At 63.6% G+C, this 17,060-nt stretch carries 16 protein-coding genes and 1 pseudogene; 7 read left to right on the forward strand and 10 right to left on the reverse strand.

The annotated features are described in order from the left end of the window. Positions 1-65: 65 nt before the first annotated feature. The 7 genes and pseudogenes from BUS42_RS23400 to BUS42_RS23430 all read right to left on the reverse strand — a co-directional run bounded on the left by BUS42_RS23400 (position 66) and on the right by BUS42_RS23430 (position 7,517). A complete protein-coding gene (locus BUS42_RS23400) occupies positions 66-1,637 on the reverse strand; it encodes a hypothetical protein (RefSeq protein WP_143206445.1) in 1,572 nt (523 codons plus the stop codon). 240 nt (positions 1,638-1,877) lie between these two features. After that, positions 1,878-2,129 carry a HEAT repeat domain-containing protein gene (locus BUS42_RS23405; protein ID WP_074310160.1) on the reverse strand — a complete coding sequence of 84 codons (252 nt, stop codon included), beginning with the start codon at positions 2,127-2,129 and terminating at the stop codon, positions 1,878-1,880. 8 nt (positions 2,130-2,137) lie between these two features. Continuing rightward, positions 2,138-2,965 carry an IS5 family transposase gene (locus BUS42_RS23410; protein WP_074305915.1) on the reverse strand — a complete coding sequence of 276 codons (828 nt, stop codon included), beginning with the start codon at positions 2,963-2,965 and terminating at the stop codon, positions 2,138-2,140. Between the two features lie 16 nt (positions 2,966-2,981). Next, complete coding sequence (locus BUS42_RS23415) at positions 2,982-4,331, reverse strand: HEAT repeat domain-containing protein (protein ID WP_074310162.1); 1,350 nt, start codon at positions 4,329-4,331, stop codon at positions 2,982-2,984. Between the two features lie 297 nt (positions 4,332-4,628). Then, on the reverse strand, positions 4,629-5,114 hold the full coding sequence (locus tag BUS42_RS23420; protein WP_074310164.1) for an SRPBCC domain-containing protein: 486 nt from the start codon (positions 5,112-5,114) through the stop codon (positions 4,629-4,631). 15 nt (positions 5,115-5,129) lie between these two features. Beyond that, positions 5,130-5,471, reverse strand: a complete 342-nt coding sequence (locus tag BUS42_RS23425; protein ID WP_074310166.1) for an ArsR/SmtB family transcription factor — start codon at positions 5,469-5,471, stop codon at positions 5,130-5,132. 256 nt (positions 5,472-5,727) lie between these two features. Further along, positions 5,728-7,517 (reverse strand): annotated as a pseudogene (locus BUS42_RS23430) (glycoside hydrolase family 15 protein). 176 nt (positions 7,518-7,693) lie between these two features. On the opposite strand from BUS42_RS23430, the gene BUS42_RS23435 reads away from it, so the two are divergent. After that, positions 7,694-8,623 (forward strand): dihydroorotate dehydrogenase, encoded by a 930-nt coding sequence (locus BUS42_RS23435; RefSeq protein ID WP_074310168.1) that lies wholly within the window; start codon positions 7,694-7,696, stop codon positions 8,621-8,623. Here the strand turns inward: BUS42_RS23435 and BUS42_RS42980 are convergent. The 3 genes from BUS42_RS42980 to BUS42_RS23445 form a co-directional block, all read right to left on the reverse strand. After that, on the reverse strand, positions 8,583-8,882 hold the full coding sequence (locus BUS42_RS42980) for a hypothetical protein (RefSeq protein ID WP_143206446.1): 300 nt from the start codon (positions 8,880-8,882) through the stop codon (positions 8,583-8,585). The genes BUS42_RS23435 and BUS42_RS42980 overlap by 41 nt on opposite strands. 249 nt (positions 8,883-9,131) lie before the next feature. Then, the gene (locus BUS42_RS23440) at positions 9,132-9,650 is read right to left on the reverse strand and encodes an RDD family protein (RefSeq protein WP_074310170.1); all 519 of its coding nucleotides are present in this window, start codon (positions 9,648-9,650) and stop codon (positions 9,132-9,134) included. A gap of 457 nt (positions 9,651-10,107) precedes the next feature. Next, positions 10,108-10,791, reverse strand: a complete 684-nt coding sequence (locus BUS42_RS23445) for a class I SAM-dependent methyltransferase (protein WP_074310171.1) — start codon at positions 10,789-10,791, stop codon at positions 10,108-10,110. 161 nt (positions 10,792-10,952) lie between these two features. On the opposite strand from BUS42_RS23445, the gene BUS42_RS23450 reads away from it, so the two are divergent. The 6 genes from BUS42_RS23450 (at position 10,953) to BUS42_RS23470 (ending at position 16,993) form a co-directional block, all read left to right on the forward strand. Continuing rightward, the gene (locus tag BUS42_RS23450) at positions 10,953-13,157 is read left to right on the forward strand and encodes an FTR1 family protein (RefSeq protein ID WP_074310172.1); all 2,205 of its coding nucleotides are present in this window, start codon (positions 10,953-10,955) and stop codon (positions 13,155-13,157) included. A gap of 215 nt (positions 13,158-13,372) precedes the next feature. Beyond that, positions 13,373-14,083 (forward strand): iron transporter, encoded by a 711-nt coding sequence (locus tag BUS42_RS23455; protein ID WP_074310174.1) that lies wholly within the window; start codon positions 13,373-13,375, stop codon positions 14,081-14,083. A gap of 421 nt (positions 14,084-14,504) precedes the next feature. Then, positions 14,505-14,915: a hypothetical protein gene (locus BUS42_RS23460; RefSeq protein WP_074310176.1), complete on the forward strand. Its 411-nt coding sequence runs from the start codon at positions 14,505-14,507 to the stop codon at positions 14,913-14,915. A gap of 173 nt (positions 14,916-15,088) precedes the next feature. Beyond that, positions 15,089-15,454 (forward strand): sulfatase-like hydrolase/transferase, encoded by a 366-nt coding sequence (locus tag BUS42_RS45310; RefSeq protein WP_254053690.1) that lies wholly within the window; start codon positions 15,089-15,091, stop codon positions 15,452-15,454. Positions 15,455-15,567: 113 nt separating this feature from the next. Then, positions 15,568-16,389 carry a sulfatase-like hydrolase/transferase gene (locus tag BUS42_RS23465; protein ID WP_410001691.1) on the forward strand — a complete coding sequence of 274 codons (822 nt, stop codon included), beginning with the start codon at positions 15,568-15,570 and terminating at the stop codon, positions 16,387-16,389. A gap of 280 nt (positions 16,390-16,669) precedes the next feature. Further along, positions 16,670-16,993, forward strand: coding sequence for a hypothetical protein (locus tag BUS42_RS23470; protein ID WP_074310178.1), 324 nt, complete (start codon positions 16,670-16,672; stop codon positions 16,991-16,993). Positions 16,994-17,060 lie beyond the last annotated feature (67 nt).

Genomic DNA, 17,060 nt, shown 5'->3' on the forward strand with positions numbered 1-17,060 from the left:
GTGGATTGCCGGTCTCGCTTCAAGGGGCGAAGACCGGCAGGCTTGCTTTTTATCAATGGCAACGATCAGTGTGCCTTTGTTTGAAGCAACCAACTGAAATCGCCGGTGAGCTGAGGTCCGAAAAACGTCTGCTTCTTCCATTTTGCAACCGCCACCGCCGCGGAGGAGTGGCAGCCCATGCAGCTTTCGGTACCAAAGACCCGTTGGTTATCGGAGGGATTCCCCTCTTCCTGGCCGCTCGCACTCTGATTTCCCTGCTGGAAATAGGTTTCGAAGAGCGGATTGACGAGATAGACCGGAGTCGGATTCCCCCCCGACTTGTTCGTGATGCTGCCGGGCGCGGTGCCTGGACCACCGGGAGTCGGTTTTGCTTTGGGGTCGGTGGGCCACTGGGTATTGAGCAACTCGAAGTACTGGAGCACCGAATTCGCGGCGTGTAGCGCGGACTGGGCCTTGCGATTGACTTCTTCGGTCGCCTGCGGGATCGGTGTGAGTTGGAGAACCTGGGTTGGGGGCAAACCATCCTTGAAGTTCGACGTCGCCGAGGGGACATTGACCGGCGCCGTTTCATTTCCTGGGTTTGTGAACAGCGGCGTCAGCGGCTTGCCGTTCTTCGGATTGGTCGCCAACGCATTCGCCCTGAGGCTATCAACATGCGAAAATGTCGACCAGATCCATTGAGGCGAGGTTTCTGTCTTGTGCGCAATGTGCATGCCCACCAAGCCCGCCTTCACCGTCTTCGGCTTTCCGTCGGCTCCCAGGATCTTGGCATTGGCCAGCAGGAAGCGACTCGCGTCGTCGGAATCGGCTAAGACTTTCCAGGCGAGCTTGACCTCCATCGCCCCGATCGGGGACTTGCCGAAGGACCCGATCGGGAAATCCACGACCTTGCCGGCCTGCGAGAATTTTACCTGGCCGTTGAGCGTTTCCAGGCCGTTGTTCCAGACATAGTTGCGTTCTTCGTCATTCACCAGAATTTCGTAGCGAACCATGAATCCGTTTTGGTCCCAAATCGGCCACTTGAACGCTTGGGAGAATTCGGGGTGACGCAGCTCGCCGCCGGTGCTGCTGATCAGTGTCAGTACACGATCGCCCGGATCAATCCCCGCGAGTTTGAGGACGTTGATGAGCCGACGGTTTTGCCTGGGCTTTGTAGGCTTAGGTGCTTGATCGTTCGGATCCGCTGGGAAAACATCCGTGTCAGTGAAGTAATGATCGAATGCAGGATCCCCTGCATCGGAGATCTTGGGCAATGGTTTACTGGCCTTGTCCGTGGGCCAGCAGAGCGCAACGAACGTTTCCCAGGAGAGAATGTCGAACTGAAGTTGGACCTCAGCGAATTTCTTTTGCGCTTCCAACTGTTCTTTGAGCGATTTATCGACGTCCGAGGGAACTCTCGGAGTGAAGTCGCGGATCATTTTGTCGAGCAATTCCGCGGGCGTCGGTAGCTTTGAAGCGACTTGCGCGGTCGCGGTTGGGCCGACTGAGAGCGTGGTCAAACCAACAATTATTGCCAGAAATCCAGCGGATCTGCTGCGAGCTACGTTCGGTGTTATCATGGAATGTGCTCCAAAAGTCGCATGTTGACCATGCTGAAATGATTGGGACGTGACAGGGTTCGGTTTAATTATGCGCATGCCAAAGCCATATATCCAGAGAGCCGTTGAGATTTATTCGGCCAGGAAATCGTCGTTGGTCATCTCCTCCGCCAGCCCAGGAGGTGGAACGGCATCGCCGACGGCCCGAGAAAAACGGGTGCGTCCGTTGGACTGGGCGAGCGCGAATTCCGAGCGGATGGAGCACGGATGACATGCTGGTGAAGGGGCGGGACTCGGACCGCAAGCTTAAATCCGCGTTGTGAGCGTCGATCGAGTGGCTTACGGCATGCCCTCGTCGCCGAGCACGACGAGCGCATGAGCCAGGACGCGCCTGACTTCACGGTCCGGATCGTCGCGCAGGGCACGAAGATTGGGGATGCTGATCGCGGCCGTTTGCCCGAACTTCTGGAGCGCGTCGATCGCCGCGACCCGAGACTCTGCCTGATCTGACTGGAGTAGGGCCGTCAGGGCCGTGATCGCCTCTTCCTCCGCGGGTGTGCCCGGGGCGATCCGGCTCAGAGACTGTCCCATAAGCAGGGTTAGGCCGATTTTCGGTAGTGGAACTCGGCGTCCGCTGTCGAGGGCTTGAGTCGATTGAGCATCAATTGGATCATGGCCAATTTGACAAACGACTCCGACGACAGGACGCTCTTTTCACGGTCCTTGCTCAAGCGTCGACATCGGCCGAGCCACGCGAACGTCCGCTCGACCGTCCAGCGAATTGGCAGGAGCACCCAACCCTTGGCATCCTTGGGACGTCGCACGATGGTCAATTCCCATTGCTCGTGCTCCTGGACCCAAGCGTAGAGATCGAAGTTATGATACTTCGAGTCGGCGTACATCCGTACGACTTTGCTCATCGGTTGGCCGTCCAGCCGAGTGAACAGTTCGGTCGCCCCCTTGGCGTCGTCGACATCGGCGGCCGTCACCAGAACGGCCAGCAGCAAACCCATACTGTCCACCACAATGTGGCGTTTCCGACCATCGACGTTCTTGGCGTTGTCGCGGCCCCGCTCCTCGCCACCGGAGGTGGTGTCGACCGACTGGCTGTCGACACTCGCCGAGGTGCGGGGGTGGTAAGGCTTCTCTACCGTGCGGACTTTACGACGAAGTAGGTCGTGGATTTTGTCGAAAGTTCCATCGTGCCGCCACTCATTGAAATACCGCCAGACGGTGCTCTTGGGCGGGAAGTCCACAGGGAGGTATCGCCACTGGCAACCGGTGCGGAGGATGTAGAAGATGGCATCGACGACGTCCCGCAGGTCGGTCTTACGAGGCCGTCCGCCGAGGGGCGCAGGCGGGAGATGCGGCTCGATCAAGGCCCACTGCTCGTCGGTGACGTCGCTGGGGTAATGGTGGGTTCTCATACCACTTCTACGTCGCTCAGTGCTCGTTTGTTCCCCTTATGGGACAGTCTCTCAGTGCCCAAGCCGCCGCTCCCTCGTTTGCGAAGGCGTGGAGGGGGCCGGCCTCCCTGGCCATCCGAATGAGGACGGGGATGGCCGGCGCGGCTTTGGGGCCGAATTCGCTCAGCGCCCAGGTTGCCTGGCGCTGCTTGTCGCTGGTGCCCGAGCGCACGACTTCGGTCAAGGTCGTGATGACCTCTTTGGCCGACGCCGTTAGGGGGGCGATCTTCCCCAAGGCTTGAGCAGCATCTCCCTGGACTTGGCTCTCGTACGGGGAGCCGGCTACTTCTCCGTCGGTCGCCTCGGTGAAAATGCGGAGCAGAATGGGGATGGCTGGGTCGGCATCGGGTCCGAATCGGCCGAGGACCTCAGCGACCGCCCGCCGAACCTCCGGATCGCGGCTCTCCAACCGCGCGATCAGGGCCGGGACGGATGCCGCCGTGACCTTGGGAGGCCCGATCCGTACGGTCAGAACGCCCACGCCCATCGTGCGGACCGCTGGGTTCTCGTCGTGCTCCGCGATCCGGAGCAGGGCTGGGATCCAAGAATCGAGGCCACGTCGATATTGGGCCAGGGCAACGACGGTCGTTCGTCGGTTCTCGGCGGATTCATCCTTCAAGGTTGCGGCGAACGCCTTGGGCGGGTCGGCCAGCGAAGTGGCGGCGGCCAGGGCGTTGATGGCTTTGCCACGGACCTCAGCGTTCGGATCGCCGAGCGTCTCGGTGAGAGCGGCGATGACCGACTTGGTCTCAACCGGGGTGATGACCGCCGACGCGGGCGTGGGAGCCTTGTTTCTCCCACCGGATCGGGGAGGTCCTGGCCGATGGTTGGCTTCGGTCATGGCCCCGAGGGTGTTTGCCGCGGCCATCCTCATGGCGGGCTGTGGATCCTTCAGCAGGCCGGTCAGCGCTCTGATCGCCGCGGGGATGGCGGCATCGTCCGAGCCGGTTCGAATCGCACGGGCGCCGATCGTGCCCAAGGCATCGACCGACGCGATGCGGATGGTGGAATCCGCGTCTCCCAGCATCGCGGTCAGGTGGCGGATCGCGATCGCACCGTCGGCGTGACGGAGCCGCTCGAGGTCTTGAATCGCACCCATCCGCTCGGTCGCGTTCGGCGACAGGAGCACGCGGAGCGCATGGTCCTGGATCGCTCTTTCCTCGGTGAGGGCGGGGTCACGGTTTTCCCAGACCACGCGCGCCGCCCACAGGATCAGTCCGGTGCACGCGACCAAGGCGATCATCGCACGGAGGCCGGTCAGGTGGTGTCGGGTTCGTTGGGGCTCGGACGCCGATCGCTCCGAAAGGCGTTCTCCAATAGGATTCATGTCGCCCTCTCCCGATGCCACTCGCGTGCTGACTGGGAACAGGCGCGGTCGTCGACCCATGACGACCGGCGGGTTTCCCCATCGGCCCTGACCGAGCTTCCTTCGTTGATCTACGGGATTAGCATGTTCTTGCCCCTCGAATGCGTCTGTCAAGACCCAGCAACCTTCGTGTTATCACATTTGTACCCGCGCTATGGGTTTTGCCGGACGCACACCCGTTGAGGAGTTGGGTTTCAAGCCGGGAGGGGAGCGAGTCAAAGTCCTCGAAGCGGCCCGCCCCCGTTCCCCTTCCGCGAGTCAGACGGCCGCGCCCGCGAGGATCTCGTCCACTCGCTCGTAAGCGGCGGCCAGGTCGGCGGCCCCGGCGGCGACGGCCCCGTCGCGCGCCTCCTTTGACGGGTAGAGCAGGGTGAGCGTCAGCGTCGTCTTGCCACTCGCCTCGGTGAGGCTGAGCGTGGCCAGTTGCTCGCCCCCCTGAACGACGCCTCCAAACTCGCACGATTCCGTGCGGACGACGCGCTCGGGGGGGACGACCTCGCGGTAGACGCCGCAAAGTGCCATCTCGGTGCCGTCGGGGGCACGCAGAATCCAGCGGAACGTGCCGCCCACCCGAGGATCGTTGTCGCAGGCCGCCATCGACCAGCCAGTCGGTCCCGACAGCCAACGCTGGATCAGTTCGGGTTTGGTCATCGTGTCCCAGACCAGCTCTCGCGGGGCGTTGAACTCGCGGGTGATGACGATCTCGCGGTCGGTCGGGGTCGTGACCTTCAGGGCGTTCCGCATCGGCAGGCTCCGTGTTTATGAGGGTTTCTGGTTCTCGGCCTTCATCTCGTCCAGCAGGTTGTCGAGGCGGTCGAAGTTGACCTCCCAGATTTTCCGGTAGTCCTCCAGCCATCCGTTGGCTTCGGCGAGCGGCTCGGCCGCGATCCGGCATGGCCGCCTCTGGGCGTCCCGGCCTCGCGTGATCAGGCCGGCCTTCTCCAGAACCTTGAGGTGCTTGGAGATCGCGGGCTGGCTCAGCTTGAACGGGGCGACCAACTCATTCACCGTGGCCTCGCCCTTGGCCAGCCGGGCGAGGATCGCGCGCCGGGTGGGGTCGGATAGGGCCGCAAACGTGGCGTCGAGACTCGCGGTGACCATTGGTTGATAGCCTCTAGGTTGTATAGCTAAATGGTAATTTAGCGGCCGGTCGACGGTCCGTCAACAGCCAGCTTCCCCCGCGCATCGATTGCGAAGTCGAGGCGCGGGGGAAGCTGGCTGTTGGCGAACCGGTCGACGGTTTGGCAGGGGGAAGGCTTGCTTCGGTTTTCCGGGAGTCTGGTGATCCAAAGCCGATCGAGACGACGGGCTGGTCCGTCGCCTGTTCGGGGCTCTGGCTTCGGTGTGTGTCTTGTTCTCAGCTTCGCTGTCTGAGCTCGGCGGGTTTGCGACCGCGCCCGAGGTTGTGGGCGGTATTGATCAACGAGACGTGGGAGAAGGCTTGGGGGAAGTTGCCCAGTTGTCGGCCCGTCGTCGCGTCGTACTCTTCCGCGAGGAGCCCGACGTCGTTGCGGATGGCCAGGAGCCGGTCGAAGATCCGACGCGCCTCGTCGGTTCGCCCCTGAAGTCCCAGGTTGTCGGCGTACCAGAAGGTGCAAGGGAGGAACGATCCTTCGCCGGGGGGGAGGCCATCGACTTCCGGGTCGGTTTCGTACCGGGCGACGAAACCGTCTTTCATCAGGCGACGCTCGATCGCTGCGACGGTGCCGAGCACCCGGGGGTCGTCGGCCGGCAGAAAGCCGACCAGCGGGATCATCAGCAGGCTGGCGTCGAGCCGGTTGGTGCCGTACGCCTGAACGAATGAGTTCAACTCGGAGTTGAAGCCCGCGCGGCAGACTTGCCCGTGGATCTGGTCACGCACCGCCCGCCAGCGCTCGACCGGGCCCTCGACCTGGAATTGCTCGACCGACTTGACCGCGCGGTCGAAGGCGACCCAGGCCATGACCTTCGAGTGAGTGAACGGCCTGCGCTCGCCACGAACCTCCCAGATCCCTTCGTCGGGAAGCGTCCAGGCGGTCTCCAGGTGCTTGAGCAGTTGACGCTCGACCCGCCAGCCATCCTCGAGCGGAGCCAGGCCGTCACGACGCCCTTGGTACAAGGCGTCGATGACTTCACCGAAGACGTCGAGCTGGAACTGGTTCGAGGCCGCGTTGCCGATCCGGACGGGACGCGAATGCTCGTAGCCGGGCAACCAGGGGAGCTCCATTTCGGTGAGCCTGCGCTCGCCTGATAACCCGTACATGATTTGAAGCTCCGCCGGCTGGCCGGCCACGGCGCGGAGCAGCCAGTCACGCCACTGGCAGGCCTCCTCGAGGTAGCCCGAGGTCATCAGCGAATAGAGCGTGAAGGTGGCGTCGCGGATCCAGCAATAGCGATAGTCCCAGTTCCGGACTCCGCCCAGGGCCTCGGGCAAGGACGTGGTCGGGGCGGCGACGATCCCGCCGGTCGGCGCATAGGTCAGGGCCTTCAAGGTGATCAGCGAGCGGCGGACCGCCTCGGTGTCGCCGTCCTCGTGCTTGCACCCTTGCGACCAATGGCACCACCAAGCCGTTGTCTCCTCGATTGCACGCTCGACGTCGACTTGCGGCGGGCAGGGCTCCTGCGAGGGGTGCCAGGTGATCTCGAACGGGATCCGCTGGCCGTCGGCCACGGTGAAGTCGGCGACGGTCGTCAGGCCTTCGCCCCGGATTGGGGCGCCTGAGGTGAACCGGAGCATGTCCGGGCCCCCGATCGCCGAGATCGAGCCGTCGGTCCGCCGGACCCAGGGGACGATGGAGCCGTAGTCGAACCGGATCACCAGCTCGAGGTGCATCGGGACGTGTCCCCCCTGCCCTCGACGAGTCGGACGACGGTTGGGGTCGGGGCGGTCATCGTCATGGCGTCGATGACCGCGACCGTGCCCGAGTCGGTCTCGAACTCGGTCTCGAGCACGAGCGTTCCGGGCCGATAGCGGCGGCGGACCCGGCGGACCGGTTCCACGGGGGCAATCTGCCAACGACCGTTGTCGGCCGTGCCCAGCAGCGCGGCGAAGCAGGCGCCCGAGTCGAACCGAGGGACGCAGAGCCAGTCGATCGATCCGTTGTTCCCGACCAGAGCGGCCGTCCGGCAGTCTCCGATCAAGGCGTAGTCTTCGATCCGCAGGGCCATGGCGTGGGGATCCTCAGACGAGGTCGGGAGGGCGGCCCCCACGATCGGGGTGTCGGCTCGGTCCGTATTTATTGTACCTTGAAGGTCACTCAAGGCCCGATGGGCGCGGGCGGCCGAAATCGGGATGATTGGGTGGGAACAGTCCTTCGAGCCATTTTGAACGCGGGAGCTGCGACGTGGTCGATTTGCGGGTCCGTCTCGGACGTTTGGAGTTAAAGAACCCAGTTCTCGTCGCCTCGGGCACGTTCGGCTACGTCCGGGAGATGGCCCCCTTCGTCCGGCTCGATCGGCTCGGCGGGGTAATCCCCAAGACCGTGACCTATCGACCGAGAGCGGGCAACCCGACGCCTCGGACCGTCGAGACCGCCTCGGGCCTACTGAACGCGATCGGCCTGGACAACGATGGCATCGACCACTTCCGGGAGCACCACCTCCCCTATTTGCGGACCGTCGGCACGGCCGTGATCGCCAACATCGCGGGTGAGGACGAAGACCAGTTCGTCGCGATGGCCGAGATGCTCGGCGGCGACCCTGGCCTCGCCGCGCTCGAGCTCAACGTCTCGTGCCCGAATGTCAGCCACGGCCTCGACCTGGGAATCGACCCCGACGCCGTCGGTCGACTGGTGCGGCGGGTCCGCGCGGTGACCTCACTGCCGATCATCGCCAAGCTGACGCCAAACGTCACCGACATCGTCGCCATCGCACGGGCGGCGGCCGATGGGGGTGCTGACGCGGTCAGCCTGATCAACACGTTTCGCGGCCTGGTCGTCAACTGGCGAAAACGCCGGCCGGTCCTGGCCAACGACGTCGGTGGCCTGAGCGGCCCCGCGATCAAGCCGCTCGCCCTGCGGATGGTCTGGGAGATCGCCCGCGCCCTGCCCGATCTGCCGATCATCGGCATCGGCGGGATCGCCAGCGTCGACGACGCCCTCGAGTTCCTCGTCGCCGGCGCCTCCGCTATCCAGGTTGGCACCGCCACCTTCTATGACCCGACCGCGTCCGACCGGCTCGTCGATGACCTCACCCGGATTCTTGAAGAGGAGAAGGTCGGTAGCGTCGACGAGGTTATCGGGACGCTTCGCTCGAATCGGGACGTGAGCGTGTGATTTGTCTGAAGATTTCCAGGGCGGGCTCGCGGACTTCGGGGGCCAATCGCCGCAGGGACTCCGGGGCATTCTCGGCCACGGCGTTTAACGCCTCACGCAGGGGACGCCAGCGTTCGCCGGTTCCCGTTTCGTCCAACAGCTTCACGGCGTCCGCGGCATAACCGGCGCGTGAAGCTGGTTCAAGACGAGCGATGATGAGAGTGGTGTGCTGATCGAGTACACGCTCCAGGTCGACCACGACGTCTGAGGAGCTTTCCACGATCGAAGAGACTCCGTCCGTTGACAACAATTTTGTTGCACAACAGATCTGTTGTTAACGGCAGCTCGGTCGTCCGACGGCAAGCGGTCGACCCTGCCGCGTCAATTCAAGGAGAAGCGGGCGTGGACGATCCGTCGGGGTTGGTCTCTTCCCCGAAGTCCGCGCGATTGCTTCAACCCTGGCCGTGTCGACGGGGTGGCACGCGCCAGGGTCTCCTTGCCGAGACCTGATGGCGTAAGTGGGGCCAAATCAACGCTGTTTTTGATTGAGAACCACCTTCGTACCGGCAATCAGGTCGTGAACGCAGCGGCGATCTTTTCGAAAAATGAAGAGGACGTCCCCGATCGGCAAGTAGGCGCCGAGCAGCGGGATCGACGCAACGATCGAGATCGGCAAATAGCGTCGCAGGATTAAGGTGCCGAGGTCGGGGACGTTCCCGTTGAGATCGGCGATTCGGATCCCGGCGAGTTTCTTACCGATGGTCTGGCCGTTCGCCTTCAAGAAGGAGCCGTGGATCAACAGGAAGGCGAGGAAGCCAAGGGCCGTCGCGGTGAGGGAAAGGCCGATCGGAGGAGTTAGCCCCTGGCTTATGTAGTTCCATGTTCCCAGCAGATAAGTAATCGGCATGGCGTACACAATACCGATCAAGCTGTCTACGATCGCCGCGCCGAGCCGGGTGGAGCGAGTGGCGAGCTCACCGTCACTCTCGACTTCCTTGATCACGGTCAGGTCGGCCTCGGGCGCTGCGTAGGGGTTGTCGAAACTCATGGATCGTTCCTGATTGAGAGCGGGGCAAGGGCGTTGTACTACGTTCGAGCGTTCGTTGTGTGACCATGTTCTCAGGGGCGTACTCGTCGTCGTGAACTCTTGGCTGCGGGGACTCCTCCGGCCTGGTTCATCGCGGCGAGATCGAATGTCGTTTGAGTGTAAAGTGTCTGGTGATCCAAGACCATGACTATTCAATTCAAGCTCACTGAAGCCGGCCTGCGACAATCGGAAAAATGAGCATGTATCGAACTGGTCTTAGGGTAGGCACGGCCCACCAGGAAACCGCCTTCGGGACCGACGGGGCCGAGCGAACTCACCCCCCGTTCGTCCGAGACCTCCCGAGACGAATGGGGAGTGTGAGCTCCTTTGGTGATGATGTGATTTGGGGAGCGAGAATCCGGCAGTCGAGGAAATGCGCATCGATCGATGCTGTGGGTTTCGAGATCCGTGCAAGATCTTAGGCACGCCGGATCCGGTGCAAGGTCCCGCGCACCGGGCCGTGCTCGCTCTCCGCGCGGATCGGCTCGAGTTCCTGGACCAGGCCGCGATCACGCAGGCAGGCGTCGAGCCCTTCGGTCGCGACGCGGTAAGGGCCGGCGATCAGCGCCAGGCCGTCCGGTTCCAACAGGCGGGCTAGGAGGTCGGCGACGAGCGGGACCAGCCGGCTCTCGTAGAGAACGTCGGCCCCCAGGATGATCGGATACCGTTCCTCGGGTAGCTCACGCCAGTCCAGCAGAGCGGTGGAATAGGTCTCGGGGGCGAAGCCATTCGCCTCGGCGCTTCGGGCCGCGAACTGCAAGGGGGCATCGTCGTAGTCGGTGAACCGGACCCGTAGGCCACAGGCCAAGGCCACCAGGCCGGCCAGGCCCAGGCCGCAGCCGATCTCCAGCGCTTGCGCTCCCGCCGTCCAGGGCTCGCGACCCACCACCTCCGCCAGAAGATGAGCCCCAGGCCAGAGATAGGCCCAGTAAGGCATGTAATCATCTTGCCGGTTCCAGGCCAAAACGCTGGGGTCGTCCAGCAACCGGTCCGGGTCGGCAGGCCGCACCACACGAACGTCCCGCCCCCCGAACGAAAACGTCGAGGTCAGCACCGGACCTTCGTAAGTCGTGCCGGGCTTTGGGTTAGACTCAGTAATCATCGTTAGGTATCCGCGAAAAAACTGTTTGACGACCTCGCAAACACGCGACTATAATGAGCAGGATCCTGCTGAGATTGAATCTCAATACCCTACGTAACTCCCCCCTGGTCAAGAACCACCCCACCCACATTTTGATGGATCGCGACGTGGTAAACACTTCCATGCGACGGTTGGCGGTCTTGGCCTCGCTCCTGCTGCTGCTGATCGGGGGGACGCCGGTCCGTGCGGGGGACGTTTCGGGCCGGGTTGCCATGCCCGATGTTTGCTCGCCCGGGGTCAGTCCCGCGGTTGTCAGCCTCGAGCCGGTCTCCGGATCCCGTCCGGCGCGGGCGAAGGCCAACGTGGCCGATGCCGAGGTCGTGCTGGTCGACCAGAAGGGGTTGCAGTTTGTACCTCGGGTGCAGGCGATGTCCCTGGGGCGAACGTTGCGGTTTACCAATGCCGACTCGGAGCGGCATAGCGTCCACGTCGTCACTCCCGGCTTCGACTTTAACCAGTCGATGGCTCCTGGGGAACCCCATGACTGGGTTCCTGATAAGCCAGGGGTCGTGCGGCTCGCTTGCGATATTCATAGTCACATGCGTGGATATGTCGTGGTGAGCGATTCGCCCTGGGTGGCGGTCTGCTCACGCGACGGCAAATTCCGGTTTAGTGACGTTCCCGAGGGCCGCTACGTCGTCAACGTCTGGCACGAGATGGGCGAGCCGCTCCGTAAGGAAATCGAAATCGGCGGCGGCGCCACTTCGGACCTGGGCACGCTGACCGTGACGGCGCCGTCGTTGACGCCCGTCGCGGGCCAGGTGGCGCCGGTGCTGCCGTGGTCCGAGGTGATCGACCGGATCAGCCTGACCTTGGCCGCGAGCTTCGATGCGGCCACCCGCCCCGGTGAGTTCAAGAAGGCAAGGAGGCTGGCGGAGGACGCCTACTGGGGCGAGTTTGAAGGGTCGGATATGGAAATCGCCGTGCGGAGCTATCTGGGGTACGCGCGGGCGAAGGAGCTCGAAGGTGAGTTTTACGCGATCGCGGACGAAGCCTCGAAAGTGGCCAAAGGAGAGAAGCCGCCGGAGGCCATGGCCGAGCTCACACGCAAGCTGCTCCTGAACTTGGTCAGTGTCTCGGATGCCCTGAACAAGAAGGGGATCACCGATCGGGCCCATGTGTTCGTGGGGGGGGCCGATTCGAGGCTTCCGCCGCTCGCGGCGACTGTGCCCGGCGCACGCGATCAGCGTGGGCTCTTGCTGGGTCTGAAGCGGGGGTTGCACCAACTTCAGACGCTGGCCGACAAGGACGAGCCCGACGACGCCGCCTCGGCGATGACCTCGGTCTACCTGGTCGACTTCGAGCCCTTGGAGCGAATCTTGAACTCGCTGAACCCACGGGAGGTTCGCCCGTTGGAGATTGAGTTCAACCGGATTCGCGGCGAGGTCGGGGCGGGTCTGAAGGGCGAGAAGCTGGCGGTGAAGCTGGACGACTTGCAGGAGCGGGTCGCGCTCGCCTTGGGCCGGGTGGAAGGGCAACCGGCCGGGACCTTCGGGCCGGCGTTCGCGGGGTCGCTGTTCATCATGCTCCGCGAGGGGGTCGAGGTCATCCTCCTGTTGGCCATGCTCGTGGCCCTGGCGACCAAGACGGCCCAGCCCGGGGCGATGCGGGCGATCGGCTGGGGGGTCGGACTGGCGGTCGTCGCCAGCATCATCACGGCCGTGGGCCTGAACCTGATCGTCAGCTCCGCGCAGAACAAGACGCGGGAGGTGGCCGAGGGGGTGGTCATGCTCGCGGCGGCGGGGGTCCTCTTCTACGTCAGCTACTGGTTGATCTCCCAGTCCGAGTCGAAGCGGTGGATGGACTTCCTCAAGCGACAGGCCGCACGCGGGTCGGAGATCGGCGGGCTCAGCACGCTGGCCCTGACCGCGTTTCTGGCCGTCTATCGCGAAGGGGCCGAGACCGCACTGATGTATCAGGCGTTGCTCGGCGGGCATGGGAAATCACGTGAAGGCTTGATGGGTCTGGCCGTTGGCTTGGGAGTTGGCCTGGTGCTCCTGGCCGTCATCGCCTTGATCATCCGGGCGAGCAGTGTTCGCCTGCCGCTCCGCTCCTTCTTCAAGGTCTCCGGGATGATTCTGTTTGCGATGGCGGTGGTCTTCGCGGGGAACGGGATCTTCGAGCTCCAGAACGCGGGGATCCTCAAGACGACCGAGTTGGAATGGTTTGGCCCGGGTCTGCCGGCCCTCGGCCTGCATCCGAACGTTCAGGCCCTCTCGGTGCAAGGCCTGTTGCTCCTCGGTGCCGGTTTCGCTCTGCTGCTCGTGCTTACGGGGGATGTTTCGTCGGCGCCGAAGCCGGCTCCTCGCCCTGCCACCAGTCGCTAACCGTCGCGGTCGGCCCCTGGTCCGGTGGCCGATCCTCATTGGAAAGGGCGTGTTCGAGAGAAATGGACCGCGGGGATCGGACAGACCCACGGGATCCTCTTATTTTTCGCACGCCCTTTCTCGAGCTCAGTGGGCCTTTGCCGTTCCCTCCAAAACTCAGGGAGGGATTGCGGGGCCCCTCTGCTCTCCTCGCAGAAATCAAAAGGAGGCACTTCGTGCTCAAGCGCTGGGCGGGTCCACTGGTCACGGCTCTGATCTTCGGTGGGGTGGTGCTTGTCGTGGTGTTGAACCTCGACTTGAAGGGGGGATCAGCCAAGCGATCGGCCTCCATAACGCCTACGGTGGATCCTGTCCCCGTGGAACCCGCGCCCGGGTCCGCCAAGCCCGCGGGCTTCCGCGAGTACCCGATCGGCGAGTCGATTGAGAAGAACCAGATGCGCATCGCGGCCGTCTGGCTCCCCTCGATCCAGATGGACGGAATGGTCGACGCGTCCGGCGCCGAGATGATCCACCTGGAAGCCGACATCCACGCGACCGAGGGCAACCGCAACGGGTTCGCCAAAGATGAGTTCGTCCCCTATATGAAGATCAGCTACAAGGTTTTTCCCGCCCAGGGGGGCAAACCGGTTCATCAGGGCGAGCTCAAGCCGATGGTCGCCGCGATCCAACAGGGCGAACTTATGCCTATGGTTGCAAGCGACGGCCTCCACTACGGCGCGAGCCTCACGATGCCCAAGCCGGGAGCGTATCAACTCGTCTTTGACATCAATCCCCCGTCGGCCGGCGGCCTCGGTCGCCACTCCGACTCCGCGACCGGTGTCGCCCCCTGGTGGAAGCCGTTTCAGGCCTCCTTCGACTGGGACTACGAAGGTCTTCCCCAAGCCGCCCCCAAGGCGGACGCCGCGGCCCCGAAGCCGGCTGGCTGAACCGAAGACTCGACCTGGCTCGGGCAGTGCCAGTCGCCTGAGGCCAACGCCCCGCTTCCTCAAGGCTGGAGCCGGAATCGGGGCGGTTTGATTTTGGATTTCAGTCGCTGCTGACATCAGGGCTCCCCATTCCGCGGTTAACCTATTCCCCCTTGTCGGCTTTCTCTCCCTCAGGCTACCGCTTGGTCCCATCCAGCGGTATGCTCATGATTTAGCCGTTCCGGCCGGTTCGGAACGTTAAATAACGAGGCCGTTGGCTCAGGGCAAGCTTCGGATGCCTTTGTATGGCATTCGGAGCCTGCTGGCTCGGCGAGAGGAAGCATCGTCATGAGTGGGACGGACGACTTCCTGATCCAGCAAGACGGCACGGCCACTAACGTCAACAGCACCGATGCGGCGAGCCAGATCCTGCTGGACCTCAATGCGCTCAACACCCCCCGGTAACAACCCTTGGGTCAAAAAGCTCAGGCATGCCGTTGCCACCTACTGCGTCACGACCCTGACCAATACCCTGGTCCAGACGAAGTTGGGCGTAGGCGGAGAGATTTTGTCGATCCAGTTCCCTCCCGGAGCGCCTCCGATCCCGACGCTCCCCGGTGAGACCTGGTATCTCAACGTGTTGCAGCCCTACGGCGATACCGTCGTCCCGCTCGTCTCGCAGCAGACGACTTTCATCGGCGACCCGCTGGTCACGATCCAGCAGTGGGGCCACGGCACCCCCGTCCCCGGTGGCCCCACCTTCACCACGACCACCGGACCCGTCACCCACGTCACAATGTTTAATAACGTCGATATTATTGATTACTGTATTGAGCAACTCCTCCGGTCGTGAGTCATGCGGGTTCGGGAGTCGATTCAGAAGCACCTGAGCCAAGCCAAAGCTTGGTCATCGCCGAAAGCCGGTGGGCCGTGCCCACCGGTATTTTTCTCTTTCATTGTCGGGTAGGCTTCAGCCTGCCACCACCCCGAGGGACGGGGCAGGTGACGACCTTGAGGACCCTGCAAATGATTGTCCCACGAATCGTCGGCCTTGCCTTGACCCTCACGACCTTGATGGCTCCGGGACAGTCGGCCGCGGCCAGGCCAAACATCTTGTTGGTCGTGACCGATGACCAGCGGGCCGACACGATCCGGGCGTTGGGCAATCCGGAGATTGAGACCCCGGTTCAGGACGCCCTGGTCGGTCGCGGGTTCGTGTTCCGCAACGCCTATTGCCAGGGGAGCATGATCCCGGCGGTCTGCGCACCGAGCCGCACGATGCTCTTGACCGGAAAGTCGTTGTTCCGGATTCCGGCCCCGAACGCTCGGTCGTACGCCGGTCCCACGCTCGGGGGACATTCGCCGCCAACGGGTACGCCACCCTCTGTGTGACGAAACCAGGGAATTCGTTCCGGGTTGGGCACGACCAATTCTCGAAGGTTGTCCCGATCCCCCATTCCGGCGCGTCCACCAGTCGGAAGTGCGCCGACGCGGCGATCGAATGGGTGGGCACCCAGCAAGCCGACCAGCCTTTGTTCGTCTATTTGGCCCCCTCGATGCCGCACGACCCGCGGACGGCCCCGCCGGAGACCCAGGCGAAGTATGACCCGGCCAAGATTACGCTCTCGAAGAACTTCATGCCGGAGCATCCGTTCGACAATGGCGAGCTGGAGATTCGCGACGAGTTGCTCGCCCCTTTTCCCCGGACCCCCGACGCGATGCAGCGGCACCTCGCGGAGTACTACGCCTGCATTACCGACCTGGACCACCACGTGGGGCGGGTGGTTGACGCCTTCAAAGCGGCGGGCCGGTGGGACAACACGGTGGTCGTCTTCACCAGCGACCACGGCTTGGCGGTGGGGGGGCGGCACGGACTGATGGGCAAGCAGAACCTGTATGAGCATGTGAAGCCGCCACTCGTCCTGGCCGGCCCCGGCATTCCGAAGGGTCGATCCGCCGCCCTGGTCTATCTGTACGACCTGTTTCCGACGCTCTGTGACCTGACCGGGGTGCCGGTGCCGCCTGGGCTCGATGGTCGGAGCCTTGCCCCCGTGATCCAGGGAGAGAAGGCTGGTGTCCGAGACGCTCTCTTCCTCGCGTACCGCGACGTGCAGCGAGCGGTGCGGGACGAGCGTTGGAAGCTGATCTGGTATCCGAAGGCCCAGCAACTCCAGTTGTTTGACCTGAGTGCCGACCCCGATGAGCTGACCAATCGGGCCGGCGACCCGAACCACGCCCAGGAGCTCGAGCGGCTCTCCGCACTGCTGCGTGGCTGGCAACGAGAGGTTGCCGACACCGCTCCCCCTCCCCCGCTCAAGACGCCCTGAACTCGAGTTGAACGGGGGATGGGGATTGACACCGAGGTTGGGGTGGGTAGGATGAATGATGTCCGCCCTACCCCGCGTCGTCCCTGTCGAGACGCCTTGGCCTCGGTTGGCGCCGATCTGTCGGCTCCCCCCACCGAAACAATCCCCACTGTGATGTCCCAGTCTTTCGAATGCATTCGCGAGCGCCGTTTGGCGTGCCTCGCGGTATTATGGAAGAGCCGCTCGCACGCGTTGCGGGACGGTCGCCTTTCCGTGCGTTCCGGTTCGGAGTCTTGGGATCATGATCGGGCTGGGGATGATCTGGGCCATGCTGGGACCTCGTTCGATCGCCCTGATCGTCATGGTCGTGCTTGCCTTGTACGGTCGGTCGGGCGTGTTGCAGACGCGTCAGGCGCGGGCGATCTTACCTTGGCTGACGCCCGCGCGACGGGCGCCTGGCTCGGCGGCGGCTCCGGCTCAGACGCCGCCCTCAAGGCCTGCGGCGCGGTTTGGGCTCGGCGGGGATCGAACCTTCTGGTTCTTCACGATCATGGCCGCGGCGGCCTTGGCCGCCTGGATCGTGACTCGGACGATCATCGTCAGCGGGTCCGGGGTTTCGCACTGACGGATTCGGATACTGATCTTGCTACCGACACCATGCCTTCACCCCTCTTTTGATCTGAGATGAGGAG

Origin of the sequence: Singulisphaera sp. GP187 (assembly GCF_900129635.1) — a bacterium.
Lineage (GTDB): Bacteria > Planctomycetota > Planctomycetia > Isosphaerales > Isosphaeraceae > Singulisphaera.

Excerpts from the sequence above, each read along its gene's own strand:
- BUS42_RS23420 (WP_074310164.1), bottom strand. The coding sequence starts at position 5,114 with ATGCGGAACGCCCTGAAGGTCACGACCCCGACCGACCGCGAGATCGTC.
- BUS42_RS23405 (WP_074310160.1), bottom strand. The coding sequence starts at position 2,129 with ATGGGACAGTCTCTGAGCCGGATCGCCCCGGGCACACCCGCGGAGGAA.
- BUS42_RS23440 (WP_074310170.1), bottom strand. The coding sequence starts at position 9,650 with ATGAGTTTCGACAACCCCTACGCAGCGCCCGAGGCCGACCTGACCGTG.
- BUS42_RS23460 (WP_074310176.1), top strand. The coding sequence starts at position 14,505 with ATGCGCTCAACACCCCCCGGTAACAACCCTTGGGTCAAAAAGCTCAGG.
- BUS42_RS23400 (WP_143206445.1), bottom strand. The coding sequence starts at position 1,637 with ATGCGCATAATTAAACCGAACCCTGTCACGTCCCAATCATTTCAGCAT.
- BUS42_RS23450 (WP_074310172.1), top strand. The coding sequence starts at position 10,953 with ATGCGACGGTTGGCGGTCTTGGCCTCGCTCCTGCTGCTGCTGATCGGG.
- BUS42_RS45310 (WP_254053690.1), top strand. The coding sequence starts at position 15,089 with ATGATTGTCCCACGAATCGTCGGCCTTGCCTTGACCCTCACGACCTTG.
- BUS42_RS23410 (WP_074305915.1), bottom strand. The coding sequence starts at position 2,965 with ATGAGAACCCACCATTACCCCAGCGACGTCACCGACGAGCAGTGGGCC.
- BUS42_RS23425 (WP_074310166.1), bottom strand. The coding sequence starts at position 5,471 with ATGGTCACCGCGAGTCTCGACGCCACGTTTGCGGCCCTATCCGACCCC.
- BUS42_RS23445 (WP_074310171.1), bottom strand. The coding sequence starts at position 10,791 with ATGATTACTGAGTCTAACCCAAAGCCCGGCACGACTTACGAAGGTCCG.
- BUS42_RS23415 (WP_074310162.1), bottom strand. The coding sequence starts at position 4,331 with ATGAATCCTATTGGAGAACGCCTTTCGGAGCGATCGGCGTCCGAGCCC.
- BUS42_RS23470 (WP_074310178.1), top strand. The coding sequence starts at position 16,670 with ATGATCGGGCTGGGGATGATCTGGGCCATGCTGGGACCTCGTTCGATC.